17 protein-coding genes and 1 pseudogene are annotated in these 18,437 nt (G+C 63.2%); 11 read left to right on the top strand and 7 right to left on the bottom strand.

The features are described from left to right. Window positions 1-113: 113 nt before the first annotated feature. Window positions 114-1,424, bottom strand: a complete 1,311-nt coding sequence (locus BLU85_RS00920) for an MFS transporter (RefSeq protein ID WP_092196592.1) — start codon at window positions 1,422-1,424, stop codon at window positions 114-116. A gap of 185 nt (window positions 1,425-1,609) precedes the next feature. Here BLU85_RS00920 and BLU85_RS00915 point away from each other — a divergent pair, with 185 nt between their 5' ends. From BLU85_RS00915 to BLU85_RS00890, 7 genes and pseudogenes are all read left to right on the top strand, one after another. Beyond that, window positions 1,610-2,734 carry a sugar diacid recognition domain-containing protein gene (locus BLU85_RS00915; RefSeq protein ID WP_092196589.1) on the top strand — a complete coding sequence of 375 codons (1,125 nt, stop codon included), beginning with the start codon at window positions 1,610-1,612 and terminating at the stop codon, window positions 2,732-2,734. 282 nt (window positions 2,735-3,016) lie between these two features. After that, the gene (locus tag BLU85_RS00910) at window positions 3,017-4,153 is read left to right on the top strand and encodes a glycerate kinase (RefSeq protein WP_092196586.1); all 1,137 of its coding nucleotides are present in this window, start codon (window positions 3,017-3,019) and stop codon (window positions 4,151-4,153) included. 187 nt (window positions 4,154-4,340) lie between these two features. Next, a pseudogene (locus BLU85_RS31590) lies at window positions 4,341-5,111 on the top strand (MCP four helix bundle domain-containing protein); the annotation flags it as partial. Next, window positions 5,103-5,966 carry a methyl-accepting chemotaxis protein gene (locus BLU85_RS31585; RefSeq protein ID WP_371128532.1) on the top strand — a complete coding sequence of 288 codons (864 nt, stop codon included), beginning with the start codon at window positions 5,103-5,105 and terminating at the stop codon, window positions 5,964-5,966. The pseudogene BLU85_RS31590 and the gene BLU85_RS31585, both read left to right, overlap by 9 nt. A gap of 41 nt (window positions 5,967-6,007) precedes the next feature. Further along, window positions 6,008-7,189, top strand: a complete 1,182-nt coding sequence (locus BLU85_RS00900; protein ID WP_092196581.1) for a pyridoxal phosphate-dependent aminotransferase — start codon at window positions 6,008-6,010, stop codon at window positions 7,187-7,189. 273 nt (window positions 7,190-7,462) lie between these two features. After that, on the top strand, window positions 7,463-8,164 hold the full coding sequence (locus tag BLU85_RS00895; protein ID WP_060741688.1) for a response regulator: 702 nt from the start codon (window positions 7,463-7,465) through the stop codon (window positions 8,162-8,164). A gap of 4 nt (window positions 8,165-8,168) precedes the next feature. Beyond that, on the top strand, window positions 8,169-9,470 hold the full coding sequence (locus BLU85_RS00890; protein ID WP_092196578.1) for an ATP-binding protein: 1,302 nt from the start codon (window positions 8,169-8,171) through the stop codon (window positions 9,468-9,470). Window positions 9,471-9,613: 143 nt separating this feature from the next. On the opposite strand, the gene BLU85_RS00885 is transcribed toward BLU85_RS00890, so the two are convergent. Together BLU85_RS00885 and BLU85_RS00880 are read right to left on the bottom strand one after the other, a co-directional pair. Next, complete coding sequence (locus BLU85_RS00885) at window positions 9,614-10,255, bottom strand: DUF1345 domain-containing protein (RefSeq protein WP_092196575.1); 642 nt, start codon at window positions 10,253-10,255, stop codon at window positions 9,614-9,616. 41 nt (window positions 10,256-10,296) lie between these two features. After that, entirely contained in the window at window positions 10,297-10,491 is a 195-nt protein-coding gene (locus tag BLU85_RS00880; RefSeq protein ID WP_139207838.1) for a hypothetical protein, read from the bottom strand. Window positions 10,492-10,852: 361 nt separating this feature from the next. Between BLU85_RS00880 and BLU85_RS00875 the strand changes: the two genes are divergently transcribed. Next, window positions 10,853-12,931 carry a putative bifunctional diguanylate cyclase/phosphodiesterase gene (locus BLU85_RS00875; RefSeq protein ID WP_092196569.1) on the top strand — a complete coding sequence of 693 codons (2,079 nt, stop codon included), beginning with the start codon at window positions 10,853-10,855 and terminating at the stop codon, window positions 12,929-12,931. Between the two features lie 4 nt (window positions 12,932-12,935). On the opposite strand, the gene BLU85_RS00870 is transcribed toward BLU85_RS00875, so the two are convergent. Then, window positions 12,936-14,039: a DNA alkylation repair protein gene (locus BLU85_RS00870; protein ID WP_092196566.1), complete on the bottom strand. Its 1,104-nt coding sequence runs from the start codon at window positions 14,037-14,039 to the stop codon at window positions 12,936-12,938. Between the two features lie 275 nt (window positions 14,040-14,314). Between BLU85_RS00870 and BLU85_RS00865 the strand changes: the two genes are divergently transcribed. After that, window positions 14,315-14,623, top strand: coding sequence for an RcnB family protein (locus BLU85_RS00865; protein ID WP_092196563.1), 309 nt, complete (start codon window positions 14,315-14,317; stop codon window positions 14,621-14,623). Window positions 14,624-14,627: 4 nt separating this feature from the next. On the opposite strand, the gene BLU85_RS00860 is transcribed toward BLU85_RS00865, so the two are convergent. Beyond that, entirely contained in the window at window positions 14,628-14,951 is a 324-nt protein-coding gene (locus BLU85_RS00860; protein WP_053122893.1) for a protealysin inhibitor emfourin, read from the bottom strand. Next, window positions 14,951-16,012, bottom strand: coding sequence for a M4 family metallopeptidase (locus BLU85_RS00855; RefSeq protein WP_092196560.1), 1,062 nt, complete (start codon window positions 16,010-16,012; stop codon window positions 14,951-14,953). Before BLU85_RS00855 ends, BLU85_RS00860 begins: the two co-directional genes overlap by 1 nt. 211 nt (window positions 16,013-16,223) lie before the next feature. On the opposite strand from BLU85_RS00855, the gene BLU85_RS00850 reads away from it, so the two are divergent. After that, a complete protein-coding gene (locus BLU85_RS00850) occupies window positions 16,224-16,565 on the top strand; it encodes an FKBP-type peptidyl-prolyl cis-trans isomerase (protein WP_092196556.1) in 342 nt (113 codons plus the stop codon). Window positions 16,566-16,586: 21 nt separating this feature from the next. Here the strand turns inward: BLU85_RS00850 and BLU85_RS00845 are convergent, their stop codons facing one another. After that, complete coding sequence (locus BLU85_RS00845; RefSeq protein WP_092196553.1) at window positions 16,587-17,378, bottom strand: AraC family transcriptional regulator; 792 nt, start codon at window positions 17,376-17,378, stop codon at window positions 16,587-16,589. 109 nt (window positions 17,379-17,487) lie between these two features. On the opposite strand from BLU85_RS00845, the gene BLU85_RS00840 reads away from it, so the two are divergent. Further along, window positions 17,488-18,417 carry a DMT family transporter gene (locus tag BLU85_RS00840; protein ID WP_092196549.1) on the top strand — a complete coding sequence of 310 codons (930 nt, stop codon included), beginning with the start codon at window positions 17,488-17,490 and terminating at the stop codon, window positions 18,415-18,417. Window positions 18,418-18,437: the final 20 nt, after the last annotated feature.

Here is an 18,437-nt window from a genome sequence, read left to right as displayed (position 1 = left end):
TTTATCCATGGAGAAAGGCTCAATCAAACCCCAGAACCACCGCGCGGATCAAACAGAATTCTCAAACACTGCCAATCCTGTGGGAATGAGCTTCTGTGGGAGCAAGGCTTGCCTCAGGTGCGCAGGGTGCGGGTCATACGCAGTGCCAACAGGCTGCCACACACGATCACCCCGGCGAGCAGGTACAACGCCGCGTCGGTGGAGCCGGTGGCGTCCTTGACCCAACCCACCAGGTACGGGCTGAGGAAGCCGGCCATCTGGCCCATGGAATTGATCAAGGCCAAGCCACCGGCGGCGGCTCCGGCGCTGAGCAGGGCGGTGGGCACCGGCCAGAACATCGGCAGGCCGGTGAGGGCACCCATGGTGGCAATGGACAGGCCGATGATGGCGATGGCCGGGGTGGTGGCGAAGTTGACGGCGATCAGCAGCCCGACCGCGCCCATCAGCATCGGCACCACCAAGTGCCAGCGACGTTCTTTGTGCAAGTCCGCCGAGCGACCCACCAGCAACATGAACACCGCTGCCAGCAGGTAAGGAATCGCACTCAGCCAGCCAATCACCAGGTTATCGCTGAAACCCAGGCTCTTGATGATCGACGGCAGCCAGAAGTTGATCGCGTACACGCCGCTCTGGATGCAGAAGTACACCAGGCCAAAGGCCCAGATCGCCGGGTTCTTGAATACGGCCAGCAGGGAGTCGCCGGTGGTCTGCGGTTTGTTCGCCAGGTCGTCGGCATGGTCGGCGGTGAGCACGGCGCGTTCCTGGGCGGTCAGCCATTTGGCGTTGGCGAAGGTGTCGCTGAGCAGGAAGAACGCCAGAGCGCCGAGGATCACCGTCGGGATACCCTGCAGCAGGAACATCCACTGCCATCCCGCCAGGCCGCCCTGGCCCGCGGCGAAGTGGTTGAGGATCCACCCGGAAAACGGGCTGCCCAACAGGCCGGACACCGGGATGGCCGACATGAACAGCGCCATGATCCGGCCGCGACGGAACGTCGGGAACCATTGCGAGAGGTACAGCACCACGCCAGGAAAGAATCCGGCTTCGGCCGCACCCGTGAACAGCCGCAGGGTGTAGAACTGGGTGGGGGTGGTGACGAACAGCAGGCAGGTCGACAGCGTGCCCCAGGTGATCATCATCAATGCGATCCAGCGCCGGGGGCCGAACCGGGTCAGGGCCAGGTTGCTCGGTACGCCACACAGTACGTAGCCGATGAAGAAGATCCCGGCGCCGAGACCGTACACGGTTTCACTGAATTTCAAGGCATCGAGCATCTGCAGCTTGGCGAAGCCAACGTTGACCCGGTCGAGGTAGTTGAACAGGTAGCAGATGAAGATGAAGGGGATCAAACGCAGGGTGATGCGCTTGTAGACGGTATTCTTTTCGTCGTTGGTAGCCAGGAGGGCTGCTGCGCTCTGGGACATGGCGAGGTCTCTCTTTATTATGATTTTTGCGAGCCAGGGGGTAACGTTGACCGCCCCTTGAGTCTCGGCCAGCCCAAGGTCCCGTGTCTTTGTGCTTGAGCACAGGGTTTGAATGCAGGCCCTGTGCGCCTGACCAAACCCATGCCTGAAACAATAATTCATGCCCCCTGCAAGGAACACCGCCCATGTTCGAACTCGATCACGACCTGGCACAGGACATCGTCGACCGGGCGATGGCGATCCTGCCGTACAACGTCAATGTCATGGACAACCAGGGCCTGATCCTCGGCAGCGGCGAGCGCGAGCGGGTCAATACGCGCCATGAGGGGGCGCAACTGGTCCTGGCCAATGGCCGGGTGGTGGAAATCGACGAGCACACCGCGATGCACCTCAAGGGCGTGCAGCCGGGGATCAACCTGCCGCTGATGTTCGATCAACGGCTGATTGGCGTATTGGGCATCACTGGGGAGCCCGCGCAACTGCGTACCTACGCCGAACTGGTGCGCATGACCGCCGAGATGCTGGTGGGCCAGCGCAACCAGCAGGCCGAACAGCAATGGCGCCGCCAGCGTTGCGATGACTTGCTGGCGTTGCTGCTGGGGGACGCCGGGGATTCGCCGCGACTGCTGGACGAAGCCCGGCAAATGGGCCTCAAGCCGCAACTCTCACGAGTGCCGTATCTGTTCGAACTGGGCCTGGAGCACGGGTCCGGCCAGACCGTCGAGACGCTGAGCGCCTGGCTGATGTCGCGCTACCCGGACAGTTGGTGCCTGACGTCGTCCAAATCTTCCTTGCTCTGGTGCCGGCCGGTGACCGCCTCGGTGGAGAACGAGCGCCTGCTGGGCAAGCTCGACGGATTGGGCTGGAGCATTCTGCGCGTGGCGGTGGGCGGCCAGGCCGAAGGGCTGGCGGGCCTGCGTCGTTGCTACCGACGGGTCGGGGACCTGTTGGCCTACGGGCGCGATGTGTTGCCGCAGTCGCGAATGCTGACCCTCAACCGTTATCGCTTGCCGGTGATGCTCTGGCGTCATCGCAGCGACGACGCCCTGGATGAATTGCTGACCCCGCTGCGCAAGGTCATCGCCAAGGACAGCAACGGCCAGTTGCTCGCGACCCTACGCAGTTGGTGCGAACACGACGGCCAAAGCCAGGCCTGCGCCGACGCGTTGGGCATTCACCGCAACAGCCTGCGCTACCGCATGGAACGCATCGCCGAGCTCAGCGGCGTGGATCCGTTGCGGCTGGATGGGATGCTGGCGTTGTACCTGGGAGTGCAACTGTTGCCGCAGACCGCCGAGATCACCCCATAACCTGTGGGAGCGAGCTTGCTCGCGATGACGGTGGCACATCCAATACCTGTGCAAGCTGACACACCGCTATCGCGAGCAAGCTCGCTCCCACAGTTTGATCTGCGGCACTCGCTCTGTGGGAGCGAGCCTGCTCGCGATGAGGCCGCCAGCTTCAACCTGAATCTCCTGGAAAACCGGTATTTGTGAAATTGAACAATAATGCCCGGTGTCTTTTGTGCGGCAGACCGGCGTCACGGCTGCGGTCAACTGGCAGCATGCTGTGCATCGGAACCGGAGAGTAATATGAAAATAATCATCGCCCCCGACTCGTTCAAGGACAGCCTCAGCGCCCAGGGTGTCGCCGATGCCATCGCCCAGGGGCTGGCCCAGGTCTGGCCGGATGCCCAGTTGGTCAAGTGCCCGATGGCCGATGGCGGCGAGGGGACGGTGGAGTCGGTGCTGGCCGCCTGCAATGGCGAGTGGCGTCACACCCGGGTCCGCGGTCCCCTGGGCGCTCCCGTCGAGGCTCGCTGGGGCTGGTTGGCCGACAGCCGCACTGCGATCATCGAGATGGCCGAGGCCAGTGGCTTGCAGCTCGTGCCACCGGAGCAGCGCGATGCCTGTTCCAGCAGCACCTACGGCACCGGCGAGTTGATCCGCGCCGCCTTGGACGAAGGGGCCGGGCGGGTAATCCTGGCCATCGGCGGCAGTGCCACCAACGACGCCGGCGCCGGCGCGATGCAGGCCCTGGGCGTGGCATTGCTGGATGACCAGGGCCAACCCCTTCCTTCCGGCGGACTGGCTTTGGCGAACCTGGCGCGCCTCGACCTGAGCGACCTCGACCCACGCCTGGCCCATGTCAGTTTCGAGATCGCCGCCGACGTCGATAACCCGCTGTGCGGACCCCATGGCGCTTCCGCCGTTTTCGGTCCGCAGAAGGGCGCCTCGGTCCCTCAAGTGCAGGCACTGGACCGGGCCCTGGGGCATTTCGCCGACCATTGTGCCCAGGCGCTGGGCCGGGATGTACGCGACGAGCCGGGCAGTGGCGCCGCCGGTGGCCTGGGGTTCGCGGCCAAGGCTTTTTTGGGGGCGCAGTTTCGTACCGGCGTGGACGTCGTCGCCCAATTGACCGGGCTGGCCGAGGCGGTCAGCGGCGCCGACCTGGTGATCACCGGCGAAGGCCGTTTCGACGCCCAGACCCTGCGCGGCAAGACCCCCTTCGGCGTGGCCCGCATCGCCCGCCAGCAGGGCGTACCGGTGGTGGTCATTGCCGGCACGCTGGGGGAGGGCTACCAGGCGCTGTACGAACACGGTATCGACGCCGCCTTCGCCCTGGCCAACGGGCCGATGACCTTGCAGCAAGCCTGCGTCGACGCCCCGCGCCTGTTGAGCGAGCGCGCCCAGGACATCGCCCGGCTGTGGCGGGTGGCGCGCCGATAAAGCCGGTCGCGCACACCTGTGGCGAGGGAACAAGCTCCCTCGCCACGGAAGCCTTGTGAAATATTTTTTTACATTCCCCTGCAAAAAACCTGGAGCCCGGCCGATAACCACTCAGGCGTACACACAATTATTCCAACCCGTACGCTGGCGGCATGGATGCTCGACCCCATCACAGCGAGGTCTTCCCATGTCTCTACGCAACTTGAATATCGCTCCCCGGGCTTTTCTGGGCTTCGCCGTCATCGCGTTGCTCGTCGTTATCCTCGGCGTATTCGCCGCCAATCGCATGTCAGTCATCCGCCAGGCTTCGCTGGACATGGAGCAGTCCCAAGTGCCCAGCGTCGGCTACCTGGCCAATGTGCTGGAAAGCGTGTTGCGCATGCGCATTCTTTCGTTCCGGATCCTGGTCAACCGCGACCCGGCCAGCCTGACAGAGGCCGACGGCCGCATTGGTGTGCTGGTGGAAAAACTGAACAAGGCCAATAGCGGTTACGCTGCGTTGCCGGCCTCGCCGCAAGAGGCTGAGCTGTACAAAGTCTTTTCGGCGACCCTCGACAAATATCTGCAAGCCCAGAAAGAAATGCTCGAGTTGTCGCGCCAGAACAAGACTGACGAGCTGCGCACCCACATCAATACGCGGATCAAGGAAGGCACCGACCTGATGGGCGAGCAGCTCAACAAGCTCATTGCCCTCAACGTGGCCGGTGCCAGTGAGGCATCGGCCCTGGCCGGCGAACATTACAACAGCGCCATCACCGGCATCATCGTCGTCTCGCTCATTGCCGCGCTGGCCACGGTCGTGTTGGCGTTGCTGCTGACCCGCAGCATCGTTGCGCCACTCAACCGGGCCTTGGAGGCCGCCCGGATCATTGCCAGCGGCAACCTGGTCCAGGACATCGCGGTTGACGGCAAGGATGAACCCGGCCGCTTGCTCCAGGCCTTGGCCGCGATGCAAGGCAGCCTGCGCCAGACCATCGAGCAGATCGCCGGCTCCGCCAGTCAATTGGGGGCGGCGGCCGAAGAACTGAGCGCGGTCACCCAGGAATCCTCCCGCGGCCTGCAACAGCAGCACAATGAAATCGAACAGGCCGCCACTGCCGTCAACGAGATGACCGCCGCCGTCGAGGAGGTCGCCCGCAACGCGGTGTCCACTTCCGAAGCTTCGGGCCAGTCGACCCAGGCAGCCCAGGAAGGGCGCTCGCGGGTGGTGGAAACCGTCGATGCGATCCAGACCATGACCCACGACGTGCAAGCCACCGCTTCGATGATCGAAGGCCTGGCGGTCCAGGGCCGGGACATTGGCAAGGTGCTGGATGTGATCCGCGCCATCGCCGAGCAGACCAACCTGCTGGCGCTGAACGCGGCCATCGAAGCCGCCCGTGCCGGGGAAGCCGGACGCGGTTTCGCGGTGGTGGCCGATGAAGTCCGGGCCCTGGCCCATCGCACCGCCCAATCGACCCAGGAAATCGAAAAAATGGTCGCCGGCATCCAGAACGGTACCGGCCAGGCCGTGCAATCGATGCAGCAGAGCAACCAGCGCACCCAAAGCACTCTGGAGATGGCCCGGGCCGCCGGCGTGGCCCTGGAGCAGATCACCCAGTCGATCCACCAGATCAACGAGCGCAACCTGGTCATTGCCAGCGCCTCGGAAGAACAGGCCCAGGTCTCCCGCGAAGTGGACCGCAACCTGGTGAACATCCGTGACCTGGCTACGCAATCGGCCAGCGGCGCGAAACAGACCAGCGACGCCACCCACGAACTGTCGCGCCTGGCGGTGGGTTTGAATGCGATGGTGGCGCGGTTTGTGATTTGAGATAGGGTTGAGGCTGGATTCCGCGCAATCAGGAGACGTACATGCGCTTCTCAGTCTTGACCCAACGCATCACCGGCGAAGGTGCCGCCGCCTGGCAGATTCACGACCGGGCGCTGGCCATGCGCGAACAGGGCATGGACGTGTTGCTGCTGTCGGTAGGCGACCCAGACTTTGACACTCCACGGGCCATCGTCGATGCGGCGGTGGGCAGCCTGTGGGCTGGCGACACTCATTATTCGGACATTCGCGGCCTGCACACCTTGCGTTCCAGCATTGCCCGGCGTCACCGCCTGCGCTGCGGCCAGGGAGTAGGCGCCGAACATGTGGTTGTGCTGCCGGGGGCGCAATGCGCGGTGTACGCGGTCGCGCAATGCCTGCTCAACCCTGGCGACGAAGTTATCGTCGCTGAGCCGATGTATGTCACCTACGAGGCGGTATTCGGTGCCTGTGGCGCGACAGTGGTGCCGGTGGCGGTCCGTCCGGAGAACGGTTTTCGGGTCGAACCGGCGGATGTTGCCCGTCTTGTGACCCCGCGTACCCGGGCGATGCTGCTCAACAGCCCGAACAACCCGTCCGGCGCCAGCCTGCCGATGTCCACCTGGCAAGCCTTGGCGCGGTTGTGCATCGAACATGACCTGTGGCTGATCAGTGACGAGGTCTACAGCGACCTGATCTACGAAGGCGAACACATCAGCCCGGCCAGCCTGCCAGGCATGGCCGAGCGCACCGCGACGATCAACAGCCTGTCCAAATCCCACGCCATGACCGGCTGGCGCATCGGCTGGGTCATCGGGCCGCAGGCGCTGGCCGGGCACTTGGCGAACCTGTCGCTGTGCATGCTGTTCGGCTTGCCGGATTTCGTGCAACGCGCCGCCCAGGTCGCGCTGGAGCAGGCTCTGCCTGAGGTGGCGCAGATGCACGAGGAATATCGCCAGCGCCGCGAGCTGGTGTGCGCCATGCTTGATGACTGCCCGGGCCTCAAGCCGGTGCGGCCTGACGGCGGGATGTTCGTGATGGTCGATGTGCGCCAGACGGGCCTCGACGCCCAGGCATTTGCCGAGCGGCTGTTGGACGGGTATGGCGTGTCGGTGCTGGCCGGCGAGGCGTTCGGGCCGAGTGCGGCGGGGCATATTCGGATCGGGTTGGTGGTCGATCAGGTGAAACTGGCGGAGGCGTGTAGGCGGATTGCCTCGTGTGCCGGTCAGTCTTTGCAAATGCGCTGAAGTTTCACAATGCTCAATCGCAGTGTATTCACAAAGAGCTCACGATCCAGAAAAGGGGTAATCCGGTAAAGCTTTGTAGACAGTGTGTGAAATTGTGTAAGGGGTTTGGCTCTGGGTGGGTGAGGGCGTATATCCTTGGCCGCTTGAGATTTTCCTGCGCCTGTTGCACCGCTATCGCGAGCAAGGGTCTTGGGGACGACACAACACCACTGTGGGAGCGAGCTTGCTCGCGATAGCGGCATGGCCGGCGCCACAGCACTTTCTGGAAACACCATGCCCAACATCCTCCTGGTGGAAGACGACACCGCACTCTCTGAACTGATCGCCAGTTATCTTGAGCGCAACGGCTATCAGGTCAGCGTCCTCAGCCGTGGCGATCATGTGCGTGAACGGGCGCGGGTCGATCCGCCGGACCTGGTGATCCTCGACCTGATGCTGCCGGGGTTGGACGGCTTGCAGGTCTGCCGCTTGCTGCGGGCCGATTCGGCGACCTTGCCGATCCTGATGCTCACCGCCCGGGACGACAGCCATGACCAGGTCCTGGGCCTTGAAATGGGCGCCGACGACTATGTCACCAAGCCGTGCGAGCCCCGGGTGTTGCTGGCGCGGGTGCGCACCTTGTTGCGGCGCAGCAGCCTCATCGAGCCGCAGACGGCCAACGACCGCATCCTGGTGGGCAACCTGTGCATCGACCTGTCCGAGCGCACGGTGACTTGGCGCGGGCAGGCGGTGGAATTGTCCAGCGGTGAATACAACCTGCTGGTGGTGCTGGCCCGGCATTCCGGCGAAGTGTTGAGTCGCGACCAGATCCTGCAACGCCTGCGGGGCATCGAATTCAACGGCACCGACCGTTCGGTGGATGTGGCGATTTCCAAGTTGCGGCGCAAGTTCGACGACAACGCCGACGAAGCCCGCAAGATCAAGACCGTGTGGGGCAAGGGCTACTTGTTCAGCCGTTCCGAGTGGGAATGCTGAGTCGATGTGGAAGCTGCTGATTCGCCTGTACCTGGTCACCATCGTGTCCTACAGCGCGGCGATCTACCTGATGCCGGAACTGGTGGTCCGCCTGTTCCACGAGCGTTTCCTGACCTACAACCTCGATTATTCCCGGGGCCTGCAAACCTTGTTGGTCAAGCAGTTCCGCGCCGTGCCCAGCGCACAGTGGCCGGCGCTGGCGGCGCAGATGGACAAGGAATTCGACCCGCTGCGCATCGAACTGGCCGCCATTGATGACAACGGTTTCAGCGCCGAGGAGCAGGCACGTCTCAAGCGCGGCGAGAATGTGGTGCGCCTCGGCGACTGGGCCTGGCGAACCCTGGCGGCGGCACCGCTGGATGAGCGCACGGCGGTGAAGATGGTCGTGCCGCCGGACCCGGCCGATGTCAGCTGGTTGTACTGGAGCATCAACGTGTTGATCGGCGCGACGATGCTGGCCTGCCTGTTGCTCTGGTTGCGGCCTCACTGGCGCGACTTGGAACGCCTGCGGCGCACCGCCGAGCGTTTCGGCAAAGGTCATCTGGGGGAGCGTACGCACATCGCCTCCAGTTCGAACATCGGCAGCCTGGCCCACGTGTTCGACACGATGGCAGGGGACATCGAGAACCTGCTCAACCAACAGCGGGATCTGCTCAACGCCGTGTCCCACGAACTGCGCACGCCCCTGACGCGGCTCGACTTCGGCCTGGCCCTGGCGCTGTCCGACGACCTGCCGGCACCCAGCCGCGAGCGTCTGCAGGGGCTGGTGGCGCACATTCGCGAGCTGGATGAGTTGGTGCTGGAGCTGCTGTCCTACAGTCGATTGCAAAACCCGCAACACTTGCCCGAACGGGTCGAAGTGGCGCTGGACGAGTTCATCGACAGCATCCTGGGCAGCGTCGACGAGGACCTGGCGGCGCCGGACGTGGTCATCGACGTGTTGTTGCATGGAACGCTGGAGCGTTTTGTGCTGGACCCACGGCTGACCGCACGGGCGTTGCAGAACCTGCTGCGCAATGCCATGCGTTATTGCGAAAAGCACATCCAGATCGGCGTGCTGGTGGGTGATCAAGGCTGTGAAATCTGGGTCGACGACGACGGCATCGGCATTCCCGACGGCGAACGCGAGCGGGTGTTCGAGCCGTTCTATCGCCTGGACCGCAGCCGCGATCGCGCCACGGGCGGCTTTGGCCTCGGCCTGGCCATCAGCCGCCGGGCCCTGGAAGCCCAGGGCGGCACCTTGACGGTGGAAGCCTCGCCACTGGGCGGGGCACGTTTCAGGCTATGGCTGCCAACACCACCCTGATGCATCCTCGCCCCCCGTAGGAGCTCGTAGGAGCTGACGAGTGAAACGAGGCTGCGATCTTGCCCCAGACAATTGAGTCGCAGACAAAAGATCAAGATCAAAAGATCGCAGCCTTCGGCAGCTCCTACGCAAGGTTGCCCCTTCTACCCAAACAACCCCGCCGCAATATTGATCGAAAACCCCAGGATCGCCGTGTTGAACACAAACCCGATCAACGACTGCGCCAGCACGATCTTGCGCAGCTGCCGGGTAGCAACCCCCACATCCGAGGTCTGTACCGCCACGCCGATGGTGAAAGAGAAATACAGGAAATCCCAATAGTTGGGCGTGGTCAGCCCTTCGGCAAACCGCAGCGCCGGCTCCTTGCCCTCCCAGGTGTAATACAGCCGTGCGTAGTGGACGCTGAAAATCACCCCGATCAGCAACCATGAACCGATCACGGTCATTGCCGTGAAGCCGTAATGCAACAGCTTGCCAGCGGCCTGCAGGTCGCGGCTGCCGGCCAGCTCGAAGGTGATGGTCGCCAGGCTGGCCAATGCCGCGACGCAGACCGTCAGCAGCACCAGCCCGGCATTTTCATCTTCGATTTCGGCGATGCGCTTCACATCGGGCGCCTTGGCCCGCACGGTCAGCCAGAACATCAGCACCAGGTAGGTCCAGACCCCGGCATTCCAGCCGATCAGGATCTTGCTGATGATCGAGTCCACGGGAACCAGGATACCCACCGCCAGGCCAAGGACCGTGGCGCTGGAAAGACGCGGGTGAGTGCGGGCGAGGAAGGGCATGGAGGTTCACTGTGCGGAAAAGAGGCACCTAGTATGAGCCATCAAGCGAAGGGGCGACCGTCTATCGCGCTGGATTCGATCAATTGCACGCCCGCTTCCTGCATCCGCCGGATCGCCGCCTCCATCGAGCCCTCCCTGTCGATGCCCCGGAAGGCGTCTTGAGGTAGCCGGTCAAAACCGGTCGGGGTCTGGTGGTCCGCTTCCATGGCCCGGGGCCCGTGTGCAGACTGACTCACCGCTATCGCGAGCAAGCTCGCTCCCACACTGGATCTCCAGTGAATCTAAAACCTGTGCCCGGCCCAAATCCCACTGTGGGAGCGAGCTTGCTCGCGATGACGGCGGCCCATTCAACATTGATGCATGCTGATCCACCGCTATCGCGAGCAAGCTCGCTCCCACAATGGAACTTAGGTGGACGCATGATGGATGGCTTGCAGAAAAAATCTCCCTGCATGGGGGAGTGTCTTTCGTCGAAAATATTCCAGGTTTGATGGCTTTTTGACATTTGCTTCGTGCGTCCCTGTCACGATTCAGTACAATCGCCGACCTCCGACCGGGCATGGAAGCAGTACGGATCTTCTGTTACGAGAAAAAACCATGCTCATCGGCAGTTATTCCCCCGCCCTTGTTTCGATTTCCTTGTTTGTTGCCGTGCTGGCTTCCTACACCGCGCTGGATCTGGCCGGGCGTATCGCGACCGCCCAGGGGCGTGCCGCGCATTTGTGGATGACCGGGGGCGCGCTGGCGATGGGGGTGGGCATCTGGTCCATGCACTTCATCGGCATGCTGGCGTTCACCTTGCCGGTTGAGCTTGGCTACGATGTTTCGATCACCGCGCTGTCGCTGCTGACCGCCATTCTTTCCAGCGGTTTTGCCCTTTGGCTGGTCAGCCAGCCGCGATTGCCGGCGTGGCAACTGGCTTTCGGGGCGCTGATCATGGGCGCCGGGATCAGCGCCATGCATTACACCGGCATGGCCGCGCTGCGGATGCAGCCGGGCATCGATTACGACCCGACGCTGTTCGGGGCATCGTTGGTGATTGCTGTCGGCGCGTCGGCGGCGGCGCTGTGGATTGCCTTTCGCCTGCGCCAGAACAGCCCCCATGTGCGTCTGGCGCGCGCGGGTGCCGCAGTGGTCATGGGCATCGCCATCGTCGGCATGCACTACACCGGCATGGCCGGGGCGCGGTTCAGCGAGGGCAGTTTCTGTGGTTCTCTGGACGGCTTGAGCGGCAAGGGCCTGGACAATCTGGTGTTGATCACCACCCTGGCGGTGCTGGCCATTGCCTTGCTGACGTCGATTCTCGATGCGCGCCTGGAAGCCCGCACCGCCGAGCTGGCCCAGTCCCTGACCCGGGCCAACCGGGAACTGACACAGTTGGCCCTGCACGACCCCCTCACCGGACTGCCCAACCGTGTGCTGCTGGCCGACCGGATCGACCAGGCCATGCATCGGGTGCAAGAGCAGGGCGGTTGCTTCGCCTTGATGTTCATCGACCTCGATGGTTTCAAGCCGGTCAACGATGCCTTTGGCCACCACATGGGTGACCTGTTGCTGCGGGACGTGGCCCTGCGCCTGCGTGAAGACCTGCGCAGCCAGGACACCCTGGCGCGGATCGGCGGTGATGAATTCGTGCTGTTGGTGCAACTGGTCGAGCCCGACGATGCCTTGCGACTGGCGGCCCGCCAGGTCGGCTTGATCGGGCGCACGTTCCGGGTGTCTGAGCATGACTTGCAGATCTCCGCCAGCGTCGGTATCGCCCTTTACCCTGGCAACGGCCAGAGCGCTGAAGAGCTGCTGATGAACGCCGACGCGGCGATGTACCACGCCAAGGGCGCTGGCAAAAACGGCTACAGTTTTTTCGACGCCTCGATGAACAGCAACGCCCGCAAGCAATTGCAGCTGTTGCAAGACTTGCGCATGGCCGTCGAACAGCGGCAGTTCAGCCTGCATTACCAGCCCAAGTTCGACGCGGCCAATGGCCTTCCGGTCGGGGCCGAAGCCTTGTTGCGCTGGACCCACCCGACCCAGGGCCTGTTGATGCCCGACACGTTCATCGACCTGGCGGAAAAGACCGGGTTGATCATCCCCATCGGCGAATGGGTATTGAACGAAGCCTGTCGGCAGATGCGCGAATGGTACGTGCTCGGTTATACCGACTGGCGCATCGCGGTGAACCTCTCGGCCTTGCAGTTCTGTCACACCGGTCTGGTGCAGAGCGTGGCCAAGGCGTTGGAAACGCATAAGCTGCCGGCCAACAGCCTGACCCTGGAAATCACCGAAACCACCGCCATGAGCGATGCGGACGCGAGCATGACGGTGTTGCAACTGCTCTCGGACATGGGGGTGGATTTGTCCATCGACGACTTCGGCACCGGCTACTCGAGCCTGATGTACCTCAAGCGCCTGCCGGCCAACGAGCTGAAGATCGATCGCGGCTTCGTGCGGGACCTGGAGCACGACAGCGATGACGCGGCCATCGTCTCGGCCATCGTCGCCCTCGGCCAGGCCCTGGGCCTGCGGATCGTCGCCGAAGGCGTGGAGACCGACATGCAACAAGACTTCCTGACCCAGTTGGGCTGCGATTCGCTGCAGGGCTACCTGTTGGGCCATCCGCTGCCGGCCGAGCGTTTCCTGCAGGACATTCGCCAGGCGAAAACCATGGCGATAGCCTGACCCCTCAGGAGACGATATCGAACGCCGTGCTGCCCAGCCGCTCGCCGTTGACCAGCAGGTGCACGGCATGCCGGCCCGCGTAGTGTTTGCGGGTGGTCAGCTCGCGAATATGTTGCGAACGGCTGAGGTTGACGCGACCCTGGGCGGGCAGGTCGAAGGTCTTGAGTTTGAAGACCTTGGCCGAGGTGCCGCCCGAGGCTTTCACGTAGTCGACGGCGTAGTCGATCACCAGGCGCTGGCTCTGCCCGAGGGTTGATTGCACCGTGAAGGACAGCGTGACCTGTTCTCCCAAGCGAATCACCGCCGGCGTCACTTGCAAATCCAGCACCTGGACCTGCGCCTTGCCGCCGGCGCCGATGACCCCCAGCGCCCTCGGGTTGCCTTGTTTGATCAAGCTACGCAGCGCATGCCGGGCAATCCACGCGGTGTGGCGGTCTTGCAACGGCCAGCCTTCGATCTGGTCCAGCACCCAGTCCGGATGCTGCTTGGTGACATCGTTGAGGTGGTTGGCCACGGATTTGCGCACATAAAGGCTGGCGTCGGCCTTGAGTGTGTCGAGGATCGCGGCGGCCAGGTCGGGGTTGGCCTGGATCGGTTCCAGGTGAAACGACCACGGCAGGCGCGGCCGGCTGCCTTCGCTGGCCAGGCGGCGCACGTGCTCGTTGGCGTCCAGGGCCCAGCCGTGCATGACCTTGAGGGTGCGTTCCAGGTCGTCCCGCAAGAAGTGCCGCACGGCGAACTCCGACGAACCGAACCGGGTGAAATACTGGAGCGCGTCCAACGACACGTCGAAGTGATTGCGGCCGTAAGACGCCACGTAGTGCGGCAGGAACATGCTGACGAACATGCTGTTCAGGCGCGGGGCAAGGGCGCGCAGCACCTCCAGCGACGCTTCATAATCGAGAGGCAGCACCGCGTGCAGGCACTCGCTGACCCGGGCCATGCGCTGCATCACCGACAACTCGGCCAGCCCATCGTTGGCCAGGCGCAAGAATGCCTTGGCGTCGAATGCCGGATACACCGCGCGCATTTCGCTGGCGATGTGTTCCAGGCGGGCGCTGTTGAAGATTTCCTTGAGGGCAGGGGAGGCAGTGGTCGGGGTCGTCATGGCAGGGTCCGTCGTGCAGGGCTTGTCACTATATCCCGTGGCGAGGGCGCTTGCTCCCGCTCGGCTGCGTTGTAGGAGCTGCCGAAGGCTGCGATCTTTTGATCTTTCGCTTGGGATTCAAGTGTCTTGGGAAAGATCGCAGCCTCGTTGCACTCGACAGCTCCTACGAGCTCCTACGAGCTCCTGCGAATTCCTACGAGCTTCTACGGTAAAAGGAATGATTTGCCGCTCGCGAAGTCCCAGATTCAGTCCCTCGAATAACTGGAGTTTTTTCTATGCGCAAACCCACCCTGATCGTCAGCCTGGTCCTGATTGCCGGCCTTGGAACCCTTGGGCCTGTTGCGCAAGCGGTCGAGAAAACCGGAGACGCCCTGGAGCATTCGCCGAGCAATGGCCGCAGGCTGGTGGAGAACGACCGGGTACCGGCGGACTACCAGCGCACGGACAGGGCCATGAAGGACTGGAAGCAGAAGAAGCTGGAACAGCCGACAAGCGAGCAGCAATGGGTGCAGATCGACGACAAGTACCTGCTGATCGAAACCGTGTCCGGCGCGATCGTCAAGATCGTGCCGGCCACACGTTAAATCTTCAGAGCACTTCGCCTTTGTCCCATAGGTGAACCAACTCGCCGGGTGCCCGGTCTTCGGGCACCTGCAGCACCATCTCGTCGTCCTGGTCGTTGGCGCGATAACGCACCTCGATCTGGAAAAACCGCTGGTCGCCGCGCCCGGGCGTGGAGGAGGTCAGCGGCAGGCAGCCCTCCAGGACCGAACAGATGCGTGTGCGCTGGTCGAGGTCGCACTGGGCGAACTCGATTTCCCGTGGCCGGGTCAGTGCATGGATGGCGGCCACGCCGCCCTGGCGCGACAGCCGTACCACGGCCTTGTCGTCGAGGTCTGGAAGGGTTTTCATCAGCTCTCCTGTGTCAGGTCGACGCCGACCTGGGCCCAGCCGTTCTGTACCGCTTGCACTTCCCGCGTGCCGAAGCGCTGTCGGGCATGCTCGACGGTCAGGCGGGCGAAGGCGCTGAAGGACGCGTCATTGGCCAGTCTTCGGTCGCACAAGGTTTCATACCAGATCCGGCCGGCCTTTTCCCAGGCAAATCCGCCCAGCGTGGTCGCCGCCAGATAAAAGGCCCGGTTGGGAATGCCGGAGTTGATGTGCACGCCACCGTTGTCTTCACGGGTAATCACGAATTCGCGCATATGCGAAGGTTGCGGGTCCTTGCCCAGCAGCGGGTCATCGTAGGCGCTGCCGGGGTTGGACATGCTGCGCAGGCCGTCGCCGTTGATCTTGTCGGTGAGCAGGTCGGCGCCGATCAGCCAGTCGGCCTGGTCGGCGGTCTGTTCGAGCACGAACTGCTTGACCAGCACACCGAACACATCGGAGATGGACTCGTTCAACGCACCGGACTGGTTGGCGTAGATCAGCCCGGCTTCGCTTTCGGTGACGCCATGGGCCAGTTCGTGGGCCACCACGTCCAGGGAGCGGGTGAAGCGCTGGAAGATTTCGCCGTCGCCGTCGCCGAACACCATCTGCGCGCCGTTCCAGAAGGCGTTTTCATAGCCCTGGCCGTAATGCACGCTGCCCACCAGGGCGAAGCCTTTGTTGTCGATGGAGTCGCGCCCCAGGACCTTCCAGAAAAAATCATAGGTGGCGCCCAGGGCATCGTAGGCCTCGTCCACGGCCGGATCGCCACTGGCCCGCTGGCCTTCCAGGCGTACCGGCTGGCCGGGCAGCTCCATGCTGTTCTGGGCGTCGTGCACGCTACGTTGCGGGTGTCCGGCCTTGCCGGGCTTGGGCAGCGCCGCCGCGACGGGCGGGGTGCTGGGCGGGCCGGGGTTGTGCCGCAGATTGCGCACGTGGGTCAAGGTGCCGAGGGCGCTGGAGCGTTGCTGTTCGGAGCCGTGGGCGATGATGCGATTGAGAATGTACGGCGGAATGAAACCGTGGAGCGGACGAGAGACGATCATCAGAAAATCCTTATCTGAAATGCAGGGTCGATACCCATGTGAACCGAATAGGCCGTTGCGGTTCCCTATTGCATGAGCAGCCTGATAAAACACAATGCCATACGAATCCATAGGACCTGTGGCGAGGGGATAAATCCCCTCGCCACAAAGGATTGCCATATGCCTGGAATTCTGCGAAAAACCGGCGCCTGAAATGACACGGAAATACGCCATGAATGAAGAACTGCAAATCATCGACCTGCAACAGGGCGACGGCAAAAGCGTAGTCAAAGGTGCGCTGATCACCACCCAATACCGCGGCACCCTTGAAGACGGCACCGAATTCGATTCGTCCTACAGTCGCGGCAAACCCTTCCAATGCGTGATCGGCACCGGTCGCGTCATCAAGGGCTGGGACCTGGGCCTGATGGGCATGCAAGTCGGCGGCAAGCGCAAGTTGCTGGTGCCGGCCCACCTGGCCTACGGTGAACGGTCCATGGGCGCACACATCAAGCCCAACGCCAACCTGATCTTTGAAATCGAGTTGCTGGAGGTGCTGACCCGTTACGATTGAAGGGCTTACCAGGGCGGGGCCTTAAGCCATATGCCTGCGTCGATACTCGTCCGGCGTGGTGCCCATCATTTTGCGAAACATGCTGATGAACGCCGAGGCGCTGCTGTAGCCCAGGTCCAGGCGAATGGTTTCCACGCTCTGGCCACGTTCGAGCAGGGCCAGGGCCTCGATGACTTTCAGGCGCTGGCGCCATTCCACCAGGGACATGCCCAGGTCCCGTTGGGCCCGGCGCATCAGCGTGCGTTCGGTGGTGTTGGCGGCGCGGGCCAGTTGTGGCAAGGAGCGCGGGTCGCTGGGATTCGCCTCCAGGGCCCGCAATACGGGGCCCAGCAGTGGATCATCCGAGGAGGGCAGGTAGCTACCGGCATGGGGCGCCTGAGTGAGCTTGTCCACCAGCACCTGCAACAAGCGCTGCTGCTCGGGTGTCTGCGGTTGGCTCGGCGGCTCGCTGCGCAACTCTTCCAGCAACGCGCGGATCAGTGGGCTCAAGGTCAGCGCGCAGGGTACGGCCGGCAGCGCAGCGCACAGTTCGGCCGCCAGGTACAACGAACAATGACAGGCCTCGTGCCGATTGAACCCAACGTGTTCCATGTCCGGTGGCAGCCAGATGCCGTACTGCGGTGGCGCCAGGTAATGGTGCTGGGCGATCTCGATTTCCATCACCCCACTGTAGGAATAGACGAACTCACCCCAGGCATGCCGATGCCGGGGGTAAGTGGCGTGGGCCGGCATGCAGGCGCTGCGAAAGAAAATCGGCGAGGGCAGGGCCGCGTCGAACGGAGGCATTTTCAGATGTTGGGCTGGAGGCTGCATATCGACCGCAATGGCGGATTACCGGGATGGCTTGTCGGGTAATCACTATATCCAGCAAAGGTGTCAGGCAGACAATCCTTTCATCCATTTCTGTCCAAGGATCTTTCCCATGACCACCCGCCGTGCCCTGGATGGCCAGGTCAGTGCCCTGATGACTGGACTCTGTGCCATCTGGGGTTTCCAGCAAGTCGCGATCAAGGCCAGCGCCGCCGACATGGCGCCGATGCTGCAACTGGGTGTGCGCTCGGCCATCGCCGCGATACTGGTCTGGCTGTTGGTGCTGGCGCGGGGTGAACGCCTGTCCCTGGCCGATGGCAGTTGGCGTCCTGGTCTGTTGGTGGGGTTGTTGTTTGCCCTGGAGTTCGTGATGGTGGGCGAAGGCCTGCGTCATACGACGGCTTCGCACATGGTGATCTTCCTGTACACCGCACCGATGTTCGCCGCCCTCGGCTTGCACTGGAAACTGCCGAACGAACGCCTGAAGCCGGCGCAATGGTTGGGCATCGCGGTTGCCTTCGGCGGGATCGTGGTGGCCTTCAGTGGCGGCTCGGGGGCGGGGAACGGCAGCTCGTTGCTCGGTGACGGCATGGGGTTGTTGGCCGGCGCGCTGTGGGGTGCGACCACGGTGACGGTACGCTGTTCGCGGCTGACCGACGTGCCGGCCAGCCAGACACTGCTTTATCAACTGGTGGGTGCCGGGGTGCTGCTGATCGCAATGTCCATGGCGTTGGCGCAAACGACGATCAACCCCACGCCGCAACTCATTGCCAGCCTGGCGTTCCAGGTGTTGCTGGTGTCCTTCGCCAGTTTCCTGATCTGGTTCTCGCTGCTGCGCCACTACCTGGCTTCGCAGTTGGGCGTGCTGTCGTTCATGACGCCGCTGTTTGGCATCGGTTTTGGTGTCTGGTTGCTGGATGAGCCGCTGGAGCCGAACTTTATCGTTGGCGCGGTTCTGGTGCTGGGCGGGATCTTGCTGGTCAGCGGTTACGGATGGTTTCGCCAGCGTTGGGGGCGGTGGTTGGTATTGCGTCGGGAGTAATGGGAGTATCAGACGCTGGG

This window comes from Pseudomonas sp. NFACC14 (genome assembly GCF_900106885.1).
Lineage (GTDB): Bacteria > Pseudomonadota > Gammaproteobacteria > Pseudomonadales > Pseudomonadaceae > Aquipseudomonas > Aquipseudomonas fluorescens_AA.
This window is presented reverse-complemented; position numbering and strand designations above follow the sequence as displayed.

Excerpts from the sequence above, each read along its gene's own strand:
- BLU85_RS00920 (WP_092196592.1), bottom strand. The coding sequence starts at position 1,424 with ATGTCCCAGAGCGCAGCAGCCCTCCTGGCTACCAACGACGAAAAGAAT.
- BLU85_RS00915 (WP_092196589.1), top strand. The coding sequence starts at position 1,610 with ATGTTCGAACTCGATCACGACCTGGCACAGGACATCGTCGACCGGGCG.
- BLU85_RS00910 (WP_092196586.1), top strand. The coding sequence starts at position 3,017 with ATGAAAATAATCATCGCCCCCGACTCGTTCAAGGACAGCCTCAGCGCC.
- BLU85_RS31585 (WP_371128532.1), top strand. The coding sequence starts at position 5,103 with ATGCAAGGCAGCCTGCGCCAGACCATCGAGCAGATCGCCGGCTCCGCC.
- BLU85_RS00900 (WP_092196581.1), top strand. The coding sequence starts at position 6,008 with ATGCGCTTCTCAGTCTTGACCCAACGCATCACCGGCGAAGGTGCCGCC.
- BLU85_RS00895 (WP_060741688.1), top strand. The coding sequence starts at position 7,463 with ATGCCCAACATCCTCCTGGTGGAAGACGACACCGCACTCTCTGAACTG.
- BLU85_RS00890 (WP_092196578.1), top strand. The coding sequence starts at position 8,169 with ATGTGGAAGCTGCTGATTCGCCTGTACCTGGTCACCATCGTGTCCTAC.
- BLU85_RS00885 (WP_092196575.1), bottom strand. The coding sequence starts at position 10,255 with ATGCCCTTCCTCGCCCGCACTCACCCGCGTCTTTCCAGCGCCACGGTC.
- BLU85_RS00875 (WP_092196569.1), top strand. The coding sequence starts at position 10,853 with ATGCTCATCGGCAGTTATTCCCCCGCCCTTGTTTCGATTTCCTTGTTT.
- BLU85_RS00870 (WP_092196566.1), bottom strand. The coding sequence starts at position 14,039 with ATGACGACCCCGACCACTGCCTCCCCTGCCCTCAAGGAAATCTTCAAC.
- BLU85_RS00865 (WP_092196563.1), top strand. The coding sequence starts at position 14,315 with ATGCGCAAACCCACCCTGATCGTCAGCCTGGTCCTGATTGCCGGCCTT.
- BLU85_RS00860 (WP_053122893.1), bottom strand. The coding sequence starts at position 14,951 with ATGAAAACCCTTCCAGACCTCGACGACAAGGCCGTGGTACGGCTGTCG.
- BLU85_RS00855 (WP_092196560.1), bottom strand. The coding sequence starts at position 16,012 with ATGATCGTCTCTCGTCCGCTCCACGGTTTCATTCCGCCGTACATTCTC.
- BLU85_RS00850 (WP_092196556.1), top strand. The coding sequence starts at position 16,224 with ATGAATGAAGAACTGCAAATCATCGACCTGCAACAGGGCGACGGCAAA.
- BLU85_RS00845 (WP_092196553.1), bottom strand. The coding sequence starts at position 17,378 with ATGCAGCCTCCAGCCCAACATCTGAAAATGCCTCCGTTCGACGCGGCC.
- BLU85_RS00840 (WP_092196549.1), top strand. The coding sequence starts at position 17,488 with ATGACCACCCGCCGTGCCCTGGATGGCCAGGTCAGTGCCCTGATGACT.